The organism is Candidatus Krumholzibacteriia bacterium (assembly GCA_035649275.1).
Classification (GTDB): Bacteria; Krumholzibacteriota; Krumholzibacteriia.
Genome location: DASRJW010000138.1, coordinates 1 through 14,569, shown reverse-complemented (window position 1 = coordinate 14,569; position 14,569 = coordinate 1). Strand labels below are relative to the sequence as shown.

Here is a 14,569-nt window from a genome sequence, read left to right as displayed (position 1 = left end):
GCCTCCCCCACGATGTTGAAGAAGTACCGCAGATTCAATGTGTTTCTGCCGCCAAAGGATGTGAGCCGGCGGCTCCTCTCTGCCCCTCCGCTGGCCGGTACCAGGATGAAGCACATGTAATGCGGAATTCACGGCGACGTCATTCTCCTTTCGCGAGACTCTCCCTCGTTCTCCTCCGCCAAGAATGCACCATGGAGGTGGCCGCGCTCCGCGCCGAGCGGTGCAGCAGACTCCTTCCAGTATCCGGGAGAGCCTGGTCATGGAATCCTGCCTTCGACGTCCCAGTCATTGGGTTTCCGTCTTCATCGCCTGTCTCGCTCTCGGGGCCGATCCCTCCCTCGGGAAGCAAGCCGGCGAAGGCCAGAGGCTCGGCGGCTATCCCATGGAGCGCCCAGTGGCGTCCGCGGCAGGGCGCTACTTCGTCGCCTTCTACAACCCACCGGGCCCAAGCGAGCGCGCCATGGTCACCGGGCATGGTGCCCAGATCCTGCATGCCTACTCGCTCGTGCCGGCCTACGCCATCCAGGCCGGGAGTGACGCCATCGTCGAGGCGATCCGCCAGGATGACCGGGTGCACTACGTCGAGCCGGACAATGTCATGCTCGCACAGGGGAACGAGAGTGACCCCGAGATCGACGAGAGTGCCAGTGCCGGGGACCAGTCGCCGCCGGGAAACGCGACTCAGGACATCCTTGCAGCTTGGCTGTCCCAGCCCGATACGGAGCACCTGCTGTTCTCGATTCGGGTGCAAAGCCTCGCCGGGGCGAACCCGCAGACAGGCGACGGCTTTCCCATCAACGGCATCTGGAAGCTCGTCTTCTCCCTGCAGAAACCCGGCAGCACCGCGGCAGACGAGTACTACGTCGAAATGCGCAAGCCCGAGACCGGACCCCCCACCTTCGGCTACGGCTTCATCGATGGCAACTTCGCCACCGATGTCGGTCCTGCCGATGCCGGGGCGATCCACGTCGAGAGCGGGATCATCGAGATCCTGATGACCAACACGAACTTCGCCGGCGCGCCGAACGGCAACGCCGCTCCGGGAGCGGGAGACGTCCTGGGGAGCCCCTACGTCGAGTGCCAGCAGCTCGTGGGCGCCACCGGCGTGGGCGGCGTGCTCGTCAACATCGATCGCGCTCCGAACAGCGGCGGCGGGCGCAGCTTCCCCTTACAGAGCGTGACGGCGGAATTCTCCGTCCAACCAGGAAGCCTGGACTTCGGCAGCCTCGAGGCTGGAGCGAGCGGGACGATCACGGCGACGGTCACCAACAGCAGCTCCACTCGCTCCCTCACCGTCTCCAACGTGACCTCCAACAACACCGCCTTCACCGTCACGCCGAGCGGAGCAGTCCTGGCGCCGGGGACGAGCCAAGGCTTCGAGGTGAGCTTTCGTCCCCCGGCGTCGGGGCCCTATGCGGGCTCCCTCGTCTTCCAACACGACGCCGAGGGTTCGCCGACCTCGGTGCCGATGCAGGGGTCGGCCTTCTCTACGGCAGACGGTGAGGACGTTCCCTGGGGCATCACGACCGTCGGCGCGCCAGCGGTCTGGGAGCGGACCACCGGGCGGACGATCAAGGTGGCTGTTCTCGACACCGGCATCGATGCGCTGCACTTCGATCTCGATGACCGTTTCCGCGGCGGTTACAACTTCGTCACCGATACACCCGTGCCGGCAGATGGCCATGGCCACGGCACGCACTGCGCCGGCACCATCGCCGGCGAGCGCAACGGCGTCGGCGTGGTCGGTGTCGCCCCCGAGGTAGAGCTCTACGCCCTAAAGGTGCTGAGCGATGCCGGCAGCGGCTTCGAATCGGACATCCTGGCCGCCATCGACTGGTGCGTGCAGAACGATATTCGCGTCGCCAGCATGAGCCTCGGCGGCAGGGTACCGAGCACCACTGGCCTCTCCGCCTACGGGGCGGCCTTCGCGGCCGGCCTGCTGGTGGTCGCCGCCGCGGGCAACGGCGTGGAGGGTGTGGGAACGCCGGTCCTCAACTTCCCCGCCGGCTATCCCGACGTGCTGGCCGTCGGAGCCGTGGATAGGACGCTCGCAAGAGCGCAGTTCTCCGACTTCGGACCAGGCCTCGAGGTCGTAGCGCCAGGGGTCGACGTCCGCTCCACCTTCCCCCGCGGCACGGGCAGTGAAGCCCGCGTCGACCACGCTGGAGCGAGGCTCGACGCCAATCCCTTGGAGTTCGCGGCCACGACCCCAGGGATCACTGCTTTGGCCGTCGATGCGGGCCTCGGGCTCCTGCCCTCGGACTACCCGCCCGAGTCCGCCGGAAACATCGTGCTGGTACAGCGCGGCGGCACGAGCTTCGCCGACAAAGTGCGAGCGGCGCAGGACGCGGGGGCCATTGGCGTCATCCTCTACAACAACGCCGCGGGCAACTTCAACGGCACCCTCGGGACTGCCCGGGACGACACGCGCGGCCGCGACTGGGTGCCTGCTGTCTCCATGTCACAGGAGGACGGCGCGGCCCTGGCCGCGTTGCCGGACCATCCGACGGTGACGATATTCAACGGCAGGAGTGACTTCACCAAGCTGAGTGGCACCTCCATGGCGTGCCCGCACGTGTCCGGCGTGGCTGCTCTGGTCTTCGGCTCCGACCCCTTGCTCTCGAACGAGCAGGTGCGCGCGATCATCGACGAAACCGCAACGGATCTCGGTGCTCCCGGATGGGATCCGCTGCATGGTTTCGGTTTGGTGAACGCCGCCGCTGCCGTGGGCCGAGTGGCCACGCCACCCGTCATCACGCATCTGGATTGCGACGACCCGAGCGTCAGCCGCAGCGGCGGCTGGCACCGCGTGGAGGACTCGCGCGCCAGTGACGGCCACTACTGCCGCAACGTCGGCGCTGGCGGGGGCGAAGCTTTCCTCGAGTTCGCCTGGTCGGGGTCGAAAGTGGAGATGCGGATCGCCCGCGGGCCGCGGGGCGGCAATGCCGAAGTCTTCATCGACGCCACCTCGCAGGGACTCGTTGACTTCCACCGTGATCCAGCGGATCCGGACAAGCCGGACCACTCCGGCAAGAAGGATCTCAGCTTCGGAGAGGTCGCTGCCTTCGAGACGGCCGATGGCGACCACGTCTTCCGTCTCGTGGTGCGGAACGACTCTCCCGAGCCGCAGAGGGACATGATCTACGTGGACGAGTTCGTCATTCATGATGGCGCCAGCAGCGGGACCGGCAACCCGACGGAGACTTCCGTTTCTGCAGCGGGCACCGTTGCTGGATTGACGGACCTTCTGACCGGCGCCCCTCACCTCGTCGCCACGAACTCGTCCACTCTTCTGATCACGGCGGTCTTGGAGGTGCCGGACGGCAACGCGCTCTCTCTCTACCTCTTGGATCCGTTGGGAAGGCTCATGGCGCAGTCGGCGACGCACGGGGCCACCGAGGTCGTGCGTTGGATCCCGGCCGGCGGCCCCTACACCTTCGTCGTCGCCAATTCACAGAGCCAGCCGAGTCCGTACCATTTGTACACGATCTCGACGACGCAGATGACAACGAGCGACCAGCCCGAGATCGCGACGACGCCTCCGGCCTACCGGCTGGACCCGAACGTGCCGAACCCGTTCAACCCCCGCACCCGCATCGCCTTCGCGCTGCCGCAAGGGGGCCGGGTTCGACTCGCCGTCTATGACGTCGCCGGCCGACTGGTTCAGGTGCTCCTGAACGAGGAGCGTCCGGCGGGAGAGCACCTGGTCTGGTGGGACGGGCGCAGCAAGGCGGGACTCGACATGCCGAGCGGCGTCTACTTCTACGAGCTCGCAGGGGGCGGAACCCTGGCGACGCGGAAAATGACACTGCTCCGCTGATGCCCAGCGAAGGGAGGAGCGGGCCGTGAGGTGTCGGCCGAGAGAGATGCTTGGTACAACCACCGCGCAACCAAGGAGCCACGCCATGAAAACACTGTTCGTTGCGATCGTGACCCTCGCCTTTGCGCCCGGCGCGGCGTCGGCCGATCAGATCGTCGCCAACGTGGACGGCCTGTGTCCCGAGAATCAAACAGTGTCGTTTCAGGCCACCATCGGTTTCACGGCCACGGGCGGCAACTTCGCCTCCGGGACCGGGACGGCGACGGTGACCTTCACCATCGAGAACACCTCCGGAGTCTTCCCCTTCCAGAGCCCGGCGCTCGGGAATCCCGTCCTCACCGGGTTCTTTTTCAACGTGCCTCCGGGCACCGGCGTGAGCCTCACCGGCGCCACCATCCTGGCGGGTTCGAGCATCGTCAGCACGGGCACGGTCTACGACGGCGTTCCCATCCCTGCGGCGTGCACGACGCTCGTCGCCGACCAGGGAACCACCTGGTATCACCTGGAGGGATCGAGCGCCACCGGCGGGTTCGGCATCTTCACCAACGGCGTGACCACCCTCGAGGGCGTCAAGGCCGGTCTGGTCGACCCGCAGGTCTACGCAGCGTGCGTGGCCCAGGGCGACGTCTTCTCGCCTCTCGTCGTCGCGGGAACGGTGCGCTACACCCTGTCGCTCACCAATCTGGGGACCACGCTCGATTCGGCAGCCGACTTCCGCAACATCTGCACTCTTCCGCAAGGTGGCCATGAGGCCTCCTGGCTCGCCGGGAAGTTCCAAGCCACAGGGACCAACGGCGAAGAGAGTTGCTTCGTGGCCGAGCCCTGCTTGCTCGTGCCGATCGAGACTTGGGTTTGGGGTGGTGTGAAGGGCCTGTACCGATAGGAATGGGCGCCGCGTGCGCAGCGACGACGGGGAAGCACAGCCTGTCTCGACCGAGCGCGGCGCCCGTTCAAACATTCACCGCATTCGACCTAGAGGTAGCGGAAATGCATCGTGTCGAATACCCGCGGAATGGCCGTGTACCCACCAGATCATGCGGCAGGCCCTTCTCCATCGCGCGGCCTCGGGCCATCACCATCGCACGGACCTGGCCCATCACCATCGCACGGCCCTGGGCCGTGACCGTGGCTTTGCTCCTCCTGGTGCCCCGAGCAGCGAACGCCATGCCGCCACCAGCGCCCGGAAACAGCCGCGGCCTGCCCGCTTCGGTACGGGAGGAGCTGCGCCGAGACCCAGGACTCTTCTACCCTCGCCAAGGTTTTCGCAGCGTGGTGGAGCGCCAGAAGTTGCAACGACGCCAGCTCGTCCGCGAGCTCGAGCGCAAGGGGCACTCCCGCAGCTCGGCCGAGACGATCGCCTCGTCGCGCATCACCACGACGCGCTTCTGCCCGGTTCTTGCCGGCATCTACGCCGACAAGCCTGCCCCCGACTGGCCCGTGACCGATCTCGTGGACGAGCTCTTCAGCCTCGAGTACGGCGCCACCAACCCGCTCGGCCAGCCTGGGTCGATGCGCGAGCACTATCGGGACATGTCGTACGGCACCTTCGATCTACAGGGCGGCGTGTTCGGCTGGTTCCCCCTGCCCGAGCCCGGCCTGTTCTACACCGGCGACGACAATGGCCTGGGAACGAGCGCCGCGTCGGGGGAGGCCGGTGCCTTCATCCGCCACACGCTGCAGGCCGCGGACCCGACGCTCGATTTCCGCATCTACGACAATGACGGGCCCGACAACGTCCCCAACTCCGGCGATGACGACGGCAAGGTGGACCTCGTCATGTTCGTGCACCCGAACGAAGGCGGCGAATGCGGTGGCAGCGAGATCTGGTCGCACTCCTTCTCGTACTCCGGCTGGACCCAGCACGGCCAGCCCTTTGTCACCAACGACATCGGCGCCAACGGCCAGCCCCTCCTGGTCGACGACTACGTGATCATGCCGGCGCTGTCCTGCTTCGCCGGCCGCATCGAGATCGGCGTCTTCAGCCACGAGTTCGGCCACGCCCTCGGGCTGCCGGACCTCTACGACCGCACGGCCTACGACCCGGCGGGACAGGTGAGCACCGGCGGGATGGGCCTGTATTGCCTCATGGCCGCTGGCGCGTACGGCGGCGACTATGCTCACCCAGCCACGCCGACGCAGATGTGCGCTTGGAGCAAGGAGGAACTCGGCTGGCTCGCACCGCGCGAGGTCGTCTGCGACGAGACGGCGCCGCTCTATTACCAGGGCGACGCGGCAGAGGCCGTGAAGCTCTGGCGCGGCGGGGATTACTCGCAGAACGAGTGGTTCCTGGTGGAGAACCGGCAGCGCAAGAAGTGGGACCAGTACCTTCTTGGCACCGGTTTTCTGATCACGCACATAGACAACAACGTCCTGACGCAGAATGACGAGTCCTGCCCAACGGGCAACCCGTGCCTGACCGGTCATTATCAGGTGATGGTGATCGAGGCCGATAACCAGTGGGAGATGCAAACAGCGGCGCCGCCCGTCGTGGGCCCGTGGTTCGGCGAGTCGGAGGATTTCTTCAGCGCCGAGAACAACGCCAACTGGGACGATACGACGTTGCCCTCGTCGCGCGATCATGCCGGCGCCGCCACCGGAGTCAGCGTGCGCAACATCGGACCGAGCAGCCAGAAGATGCTGGCGAGCTTCAGCGTGGGTCAGGTCTGCGACACTACGCCATCGCTCTCCGTGTCTTTCTCCCGTGTCTCCGGAGGCTGCGATCTGGACGGCTTCGTCGATCCCGGCGAAAACGTGAGCCTCGCGGTCACGATCCGCAACGGGCCCACAGCGGCCCCGGCGACCGGGATCACCGGCACCCTCACCAGCCAGAATCCCATGCTCTCCGTGGTGCAGGGGTCGGCGCAGTTCCCGGACCTCGGGCGCGGCAGGGTCGGCAGCACGATCGTGCCGTTCCGTATCCACGGGAACCCAGGCGCCTTCTGTGGCGCCACTGCCTCGCTGGCCCTCGATCTGGCGGCGGCGGGAGGCTACTCGGTAACCCAGAACATCCTCGTCCAGCTCGCCGTCGATTCGCTCTTCGTGGCGATTTCGCCCTTCGTGGACGACATGGAGTCAGGGACGGAGAACGGCTGGCAGCATGGCTCCACCATCAACGAAGACGACTGGTCCCACAACACGAACGGCAACCACACGTTCGGCGCCATCCCCGGCCACTCCTGGTTCAGCGTCGCCCCGCCCACGGGCAAGGACGTCACGCTCGAACCCCCGGCCTTCGTGCCGTCTGCCACCACGGTGGTAACGTTCTGGCACCGGTACGACACGGAGAACGACTGGGACGGCTGCCTTCTCGAGCTGTCGCTGGACGGCGGCGAAAGCTGGATCGATGTCGGTGACCAGACCGACGTCGGGTACGACGACGCGGTCATGGTCAACCCGCAGTCTTCCATCTCGGGTCGGCGGTGCTGGAACGGCATGAACGCCAGCTACCCGCTCTTCGACGCCGTGAACCTGGCGATGGCGCCCTGGCAAGGCCAGACTTGCCTGCTGCGCTTCCGGATGGCCACCGACCTGGCTTCCTCCGGGGTCGTGCTTCCCGGCTGGAACCTCGACGACTACCAGGTGACCCATGCCGCGATCCTGCGCCAGCAGTGCGAGGCCACAGCGCTCTGCACAGGCGCCGAGACGGACGCCCCCATCTTCGCCGGGCTCGAAACGGCCAGCAACCCCAACACGCCGGCTTGCGATGTTGCCGACCTCAAGTGGCAGGCGGCGAGCGACATGAGCCCGCCCGTAACCTATCTCATCTACGCTTCCTCCTCCTCCCCGGTACCGACGGTGACGCCGATCGCCTCCACCAGTCTGCTCAAGCATCGCGTCACCGGTCTCACCCCCAACGCCACCTATTACTTCGTGGTGCGGGCGCGCGACAGCCAGGGGAACGTCGACGCCAACGTGGTGGAACGCAACGTGACACTTGCCTGCGACGCCCCGGATCTGGTGATCGACGCCGTGCAGGTGGCGGAGGTGGCAGGCTGCGACGGCGACGGCCGGCCTGACGGCGGCGAAAGCCTGAGCCTCGCGGTGACGGTGCGGAACGCTGGCGGCACGCACGCCAAGGCCGTGGGCGCGACGCTCCGCAGCCTCTCCAACCATCTCTCGGTGGAGCATCCGACCTCCGGTTACGGCGACCTCGACGCGCAGCACTTCGAGGGCGGCGACCAACCGTTCGCGATCCGCGTGAGCTCGCAGACGCCGTGCCTCACGACCGCCACTCTGGCGCTCGATCTCAGCGCCGAAGGCGGTTACACGGTGACGCGCACCTTCGACCTCGAGCTCGAGTCGAACCGGGAGCTGGTGCCGCTGCAGTTCTTCGATGACATGGAGGGAACCGCGCCAAATGGGTTCACCCATGCGGCCCTGAGCGGTGTCGACGACTGGGGCTATACAACGAGCGCGGCCTACAGCCCTACACACGCCTGGTTCGCCAGCGACTCTCCAGCGATCAAGAACATCGTCCTCGTCTCGCCGCTGCTCTACGTCAGCCCGACTTCCGTGCTCAGCTTCCGGCACCAGTACGTCCTCGAGGATGGGTACGACGGCGCGGTGCTGGAGATCTCCGCGGACGGCGGTGCGACCTGGCAGGACATCGGCAACACCTACAACTCGACGCGTGTGCCGGTGAACCCGAATGGCAGCCCCTTCGCCAGGGGAACGCTCTTCTGGAGCGGCAACTCGAACGGCTTCCAAATGGTGACTGTGAACCTCGGTGGCATGACGGCGCCCCTCGGCCAGCCGCTCTACGCCGGCAAGTCCGTGCTCGTCCGCTGGCGCCTCGGCTGCAACGCCGCCAACCTGACGCCGGCCGAGGGCTGGTGGCTCGATGAGATCTCGCTCACCGATTCCGGCACGTTCGAGACGGTGTGCGACGGAACTCCAGCCTGCGGCACGACGGATCTGACGGAGAACAGGACGCCGCGTCTGACGGTTCTCGAGCAGAACCGCCCGAACCCGATGAATCCGGCCACGACCATCCACTACGCCGTTGCCCCCGAGGACGCCGGGCACGTGCGGCTCACCATCTACAACGTGGCCGGGCGCGTGGTGCGTCGGCTCGTGGACTCCTGGCAGGAGGAAGGCGCCTACCGCGTCACCTGGAACGGGATCGACGCCACGGGCACACGGGTGGCGAGCGGTCTCTACATCTACGAACTGCAGGTGGGGACGCGTCGGCTGACGCGGAAGCTCGCGGTGCTGCAATAGCCCAGGGCTCGGAGCAGACGGCCCTGAATGGCACGTGGCCGTCGGCGACGTTGCGGATTTCCGCCCGACCTCCGGAGGCTTGGTGGCCTCCCCGAAGGAGGGATCCTGCTGGCAGGGAGACTCTTGTTGCCGAGCCTTCTTGTCGTACACGTCCCCCAACAGGCTGTGTGCGAGCACCGCCATACTCCAGCTGCCTCTCCCGAGGCCAAGGGCAAGGTCGAGAGGAGTCATCGTACCCACGAGGACGAATTCTATCGCCGCACGGTCTTCAGAACACCTCAGGAGCTGCGGAAGAAACACGCGGGGAAAGCGAATACAACCACCGCAGGCCGCACCTGGCGCTTTGTGGCAGAACACTGGCCGAGCACCTCACGGAACTCAAAATAACGCGGAACGAACCACCACCCCGGCTGGCAAGGACTTCCTATCCCTTGCCGCGCGCGGTACAATGCTCTCGTTCGAAAGTTTCGTGCAGGTGCGAGTACGCCATGCGATTCGCCCGACTCTTCAGGTCCCGCGTCTCCGGGAAGCCGGCGGTGCGCCATGACGTGCGTGTCTGCGTGCTCCTCGTCGCGGTGTTGCGGCCGATGCCAGCATGCGCCGCGTCCTGCGAGGTCCCGGACCAGGCCCAGCAGCTGTGGCCCGGGATCTCCGGCGGCCCATCGGCCGATTACTACCGCGCCCAGACCTTCGTCGTCGGCCATGCGGGTCACCTGACGCGCATCGAGTTCCTCGGCAATCGGTCGTTCGGGAGATTGTTCGAGGACTCCCTCGTCGCCGAGATCCGCCGCGGTTTTCCGGGCACGGTGATTTCGAGTTCGAGTGTGCCCCTCGCCTACGTTCCAGTGGATCGACATTGGGTCGGGATCGACTTCGCTGCCTCCGCCAGCGTCGCCCCTGCTGTTACGTACACGCTCGTCCTGCGAACGACGGGTGGCGGTTGCGGCTGGCTCGGCGGACAGTTCGACCCCTACCCGCGCGGCGCGGCGTACACGCGCATCCCGGAAGGGAGCTGGATCCGGCATGGGGCGGATATCGGGGATCCGGACTACACGTTCCGCATCTACGTCTGCGAGCCGCCGACAGCAATCACCCGTGGAACTTGGGGAACGATCAAATCGATGTATCGCCCATGAAGCAGTATTCACGCCATTCGCGAGATCGACCTGGCGCGGCAATCCCAGGCCGCGTGTGGTGTGCGGCGTTCGTAACGCTCGTTGTCGCGCCGCCCGGGCGCGCGTTCGACGTCCGTTTCGACTCGAGCTTCATCTCCGCCTCCACCGGAGGCAGGGCGCTCTGGGTCGCCGCCGGGGATTTTGACGGGGACGGCGTCGCCGACATCGCGACGGCGAACTCCGGTCCGCAGGGCATTTCGGTCTGGCTCGGGAATGCCGGGCGGATCCCGAGATCAAGGCTCGACTCCGACGTTGTCGCGGACGCCGGCGCTCTCGCCGCTGGCGACTTCGACGCCGACGGGAGATTGGACCTGGCGGTCGCGCACCGGCAGGAGGGTGAAGGTCTGATCTCGATCCTTCTCGGAGACGGTGACGGGACGTTCACCGTCCACACGAGCCTGGCGGCCGCCGCGGACTATCTGACGACATCGCACCTGAACTCCGACGCACACCTCGATCTGGTGGCGGCGAGCCGCGGCACGGACGAAGTCTTCGTTTGGAGAGGTGACGGCGGTGGCGGCTTCGGCGACCGCGTGACCTTGAGCTTCGGCAGGTTGCCCACGGCTGTGGCGAGCGCCGACTTGGACTCCGACGGGGATCTGGATCTCGCGGCTTGTGTGTCGGCGAGCCGTGGCGGCGTGTCTTTGCTCTTCAACGGCAACGGCTCCTTCGGCTTTCCAGCAGCGCTCGATTCCTACTACAGTCCCCGTGCCATCGTGCTCGCCGACCTGGACGGCGACACCGTCATCGACATCGCGACCGCCAACGCCACGAATGTGATGTTCTTCCCGAACCTCGGCCGAGGAACGTTCGGAATGGGGCAGGTCGTCGACACGCGCGGCACACCGGAGCACCCGTACGGACTCGCCGCCTCCGACCTCGACGGGGATGGCTTCTCCGACCTCGTCGCCGTCTGGGACGATGGGACACTTTCTGTCTACCGAGGCACGCCTGGCGGTCTCGCCAAGCCCAGGGATTCGGTGGCCGCCCCGGGGGCGTCGACGCTCGTGACCTCCGACTTCGACGGGGACGGGCGGGCCGACGTCGCCATGACCACTGGCACGGGGATGGTGGCGATCGCCTACGGAAACGGCGACGGCAGTTTCGGCAGCGAAGGCGAGATTCCTACGGGCGGACCGACGCGCAGCGTCGCGACCTGCGACCTCGATCGCGACGGCGCGCTCGACATCGCCGCCACGTACGCGAACGACCGTTCGGCAGAGGACGGCATCGCCTTCTTCGCGGGGACGGGAACTGGCGCTTTCCTGCGCACCGCGGACCTCGCGGCTCCGAAGGGTTCGCTTCTCGCTCTGGGTGACCTGGACCTGGATGGCGACACGGACGCGGTGCTCTCCGGAAGCTCTCTCCGAGTTCTCCTCGGCCGCGGCGACGGCGGATTCGACCCGCTCCCGGACGCGGCTTCTTCCGTAGCCGCCGATCTCGCGGACTTCGATGGCGACGGCATCCTCGATCTGGTCGGCGCCGGGCGGCAAGTGTCCCTGCGTCGGGGCATTGGAGACGGGACCTTCGCTGAGCCCCGCGTCCTCGGCGCGATGGCGCAGAGCCACATTAACGACCTCGAGTCACTCGACGTGGACGAGGACGGAGACATGGACATCCTGGTGAGTTACGGCTCCTCCTACTTCGAAGGGGGGAGGGGGGCGCTGGGTACGATCCTCGGCAACGGCGACGGCTCCTTCGCGCCTCAGTTGCTGCGACTGACCGGATGGTCCTGCGACCGCATGGCGGCGGGAAACGTCGACGGCGACGCGCACACCGACATCGTCCTCGTGCAGTACGCCTACGCAGAGCACGGCTCCTCGTACCGCAGGGTCACGTTGTTGGGCACAGGCACGCCGGAGCTCGGGGCGGAGATCTTGTTCACCGGCGGCTTCGCCTGGGATCTCGCGCTCGACGACTTGGACGGCGACAGCTTCGACGATCTCTTGGAGCTGCAGTGGACGAATGATGTTTGTATCGCATCCGGCGCGGGTGATGGCACCTTCGGCGAGAGGTCCTGCTTCGGCGTCGGAAAGAGTCCCCGCGAACTCCGGATCGCCGACCTGAATAGCGATGGCAGACAGGACATAGCCGTTGCCAACGCGGGCTCACCAGGGGTGACGATTCTCTGGAATCGCTCGCACCCGACGCATGTCAGCATCGAGGACTTCGTTTCGACGGCCACGGAGGCGGGAATCCGCCTCCACTGGCGCGTCGCGTACGCGAGCGGCGATCCAGCCTTCGACGTCGGCGTGCAACGAGCCGACCGTCGCGAAGGCCCGTACCGGCTACTCGCCGTTTTGCCGACGTCCGCGGGTGTGATGTCGTACGTCGATGGCACCGCCCTGCCAGGCCAAACGTATTGGTACCGGCTGCTGCTCATGCGCGCCGATGGGTCTTCCACTCTCGCCGGGCCCATCGAGGCGGCTCGCGATCTGCGCCATCCCATGACCGCGCTCGCACGGGTCATCGAGCCTCCCGGCGGCTCCCCTGTGCGCATCCGCTATACGCTCGGAGAAGCGAGCCGGCGCACGCGGTTCGAGATCCTCGATGTGCGCGGGCGGCTCGTCCGGGCTCTCGATGTGGCAGACCAGGCCCCGGGATCGCACGAAGCGCTATGGGATCGCGTTGCGGCATCGGGCCGCCGTGCCGGGCGCGGGCTGTACATCGTCCGCCTGACGACGTCCGACGCCGTCCTGCAGCGCAAGGTCGTCCTCGTGCGTTAGCACGGCGCGGTGAAGCGCGAACGCTTCCGGCACGGCATGCGCGCACGTTGGGGCCTCGGCCCAGTCTCCAGCCAGAGCAAGGTGCAATGAAGATGCGCCTCCCCTCCGCGACAGGCGCCGAACGCGGAACGAAACCGTGACGCTGGCCGTTGCTCTCTGCTACGATCTTTGCAGATCGAGTTCCTCCAGCAGCAAACGAGAGGGAGGGATCCGTTGACAAACGCGGTATTCTGGCCTCTTCACAAGAGGGTGGACGAGCTTCTGCACACCCTCGTGACGATGCACCGGAAGACGCCGCCGGCGGCGTCACCGGAGTTCCACGCATACAAGGGGCCGAACGAGCAATTCGACTGGCTCGAGCATCCGGAGATCCAGAAGCACAAGCACCGGATGCCGATGCAGATGGAAGACGTCGGGATCCTGCGGATGCGCAAGATGGTCGTGCTGGTCACCGACCAGCGTCACGACAAGACGTTCGACCTGACGGCAGCCGGGATCGCGTTTCACGACGCGCACTGCACGAGAGACAGTCATTGAGAACGAGTGCCGCGGCGCGGACCTGGTGATTCGGGAAGATGAACGCGGCTGCGTCGCGGAGTCTGGCGTGAAGTTCCGTCAGGCAGCGTGCGGCAGTGAAGCTCGCGCCCGTCGGGATCATCCACGCTGCAGTCTGGAGGGCCGCGGCTCGAGCGGCAGGTACCAGAAGGAGATCCGCGGAGGCGTGCCGTGAGGAGGATGGCAACCCGGGCCTCACGAAAAATAGATGTGGCACCTGGGAGGTGCAGCTGCTATGATGCTTGCGCAAGTGCACTTGGTGCGCGAGGCGTGAATCCTCCTGAAGTCACGCTCTGATCGTCTTCCCGAGATTCGCTCCAGTTCCCAATGTCGCCATTTGCAGACTGACCAAGTGGGTCAGCCCTTCCCACACGGGAGGGAACGGGTGCGTGAGCGAGCACCCAAAGGCCTTTGCAGGAGGAGCGAGACATGCCGAAGATCATCTATGTGGGCAACCTGCCCGCCGAAGCCACCCATGACCAGCTCCGTGACCTGTTTTCCTCGCATGGATCCGTGACGTCGGTGCGCTTGATCACCGACCGCGACACGGGCAGCCCGCGGGGATTCGGATTCGTCGAGATGGAAACGGGTGGCGAGACAGCCATCAGCGCCCTCGACAGCCACCAGCTCGGCGGGAACAACTTGAACGTCCGCGAAGCCCGGCTGCGACCAACATCGCAGCGCCGGCCGGCGGTGTAAGCACCCAGATGCAGCGCGCGTCTTGCCTCGTCGAAGTGGCAGGACGACGCACCGCTGACATCCGAAGCAAGGGGGCCGATTTCCGTCGGTCCCTCTTCGTTTGTTCGATGATCATCAGCGCGAAACTGAGGAAGGCCAGAGTGGCGGAGGATGAGGGATTCGAACCCCCAAGAGCCTTGCGGCCCCGCGGATTTCAAATCTGAAATCGGCCGTCCCCACTCATCCCCACTCCGTTGCGTCCGCGTGATCCACTATAGCCAGACACCGAGCGCGAGGGGAACGTGGGGATTCGTCAAGGCCCTGTTTAAGTAAGTAGGGCTAGCAGGTAGGATGACAGTCATGCATCGGCACTGGATGGGGCCAGCGGCTCGCAG

Annotated in this window: 7 protein-coding genes; all 7 read left to right on the top strand. The window is 66.3% G+C overall.

What is annotated here, in order from left to right; translation table 11 throughout:
• The first annotated feature begins 259 nt into the window (after positions 1–259).
• A complete protein-coding gene (locus VFE28_15305) occupies positions 260–3,820 on the top strand; it encodes a S8 family serine peptidase (protein ID HZM17366.1) in 3,561 nt (1,186 codons plus the stop codon).
• An 85-nt stretch (positions 3,821–3,905) separates the two neighbouring features.
• Positions 3,906–4,703, top strand: a complete 798-nt coding sequence (locus tag VFE28_15300) for a hypothetical protein (GenBank protein HZM17365.1) — start codon at positions 3,906–3,908, stop codon at positions 4,701–4,703.
• Between the two features lie 281 nt (positions 4,704–4,984).
• The gene (locus tag VFE28_15295; protein HZM17364.1) at positions 4,985–9,040 is read left to right on the top strand and encodes a M6 family metalloprotease domain-containing protein; all 4,056 of its coding nucleotides are present in this window, start codon (positions 4,985–4,987) and stop codon (positions 9,038–9,040) included.
• 488 nt (positions 9,041–9,528) lie between these two features.
• A complete protein-coding gene (locus tag VFE28_15290; protein ID HZM17363.1) occupies positions 9,529–10,176 on the top strand; it encodes a hypothetical protein in 648 nt (215 codons plus the stop codon).
• Positions 10,177–10,229: 53 nt separating this feature from the next.
• Positions 10,230–12,941: an FG-GAP-like repeat-containing protein gene (locus tag VFE28_15285; GenBank protein HZM17362.1), complete on the top strand. Its 2,712-nt coding sequence runs from the start codon at positions 10,230–10,232 to the stop codon at positions 12,939–12,941.
• A gap of 249 nt (positions 12,942–13,190) precedes the next feature.
• Complete coding sequence (locus tag VFE28_15280) at positions 13,191–13,478, top strand: hypothetical protein (GenBank protein ID HZM17361.1); 288 nt, start codon at positions 13,191–13,193, stop codon at positions 13,476–13,478.
• 447 nt (positions 13,479–13,925) lie between these two features.
• A complete protein-coding gene (locus VFE28_15275; GenBank protein ID HZM17360.1) occupies positions 13,926–14,195 on the top strand; it encodes an RNA-binding protein in 270 nt (89 codons plus the stop codon).
• Positions 14,196–14,569: the final 374 nt, after the last annotated feature.

Coding starts and splice junctions, on each gene's coding strand:
- VFE28_15295 (HZM17364.1), top strand. CDS start 4,985: ATGCCGCCACCAGCGCCCGGAAACAGCCGCGGCCTGCCCGCTTCGGTA.
- VFE28_15290 (HZM17363.1), top strand. CDS start 9,529: ATGCGATTCGCCCGACTCTTCAGGTCCCGCGTCTCCGGGAAGCCGGCG.
- VFE28_15275 (HZM17360.1), top strand. CDS start 13,926: ATGCCGAAGATCATCTATGTGGGCAACCTGCCCGCCGAAGCCACCCAT.
- VFE28_15305 (HZM17366.1), top strand. CDS start 260: ATGGAATCCTGCCTTCGACGTCCCAGTCATTGGGTTTCCGTCTTCATC.
- VFE28_15300 (HZM17365.1), top strand. CDS start 3,906: ATGAAAACACTGTTCGTTGCGATCGTGACCCTCGCCTTTGCGCCCGGC.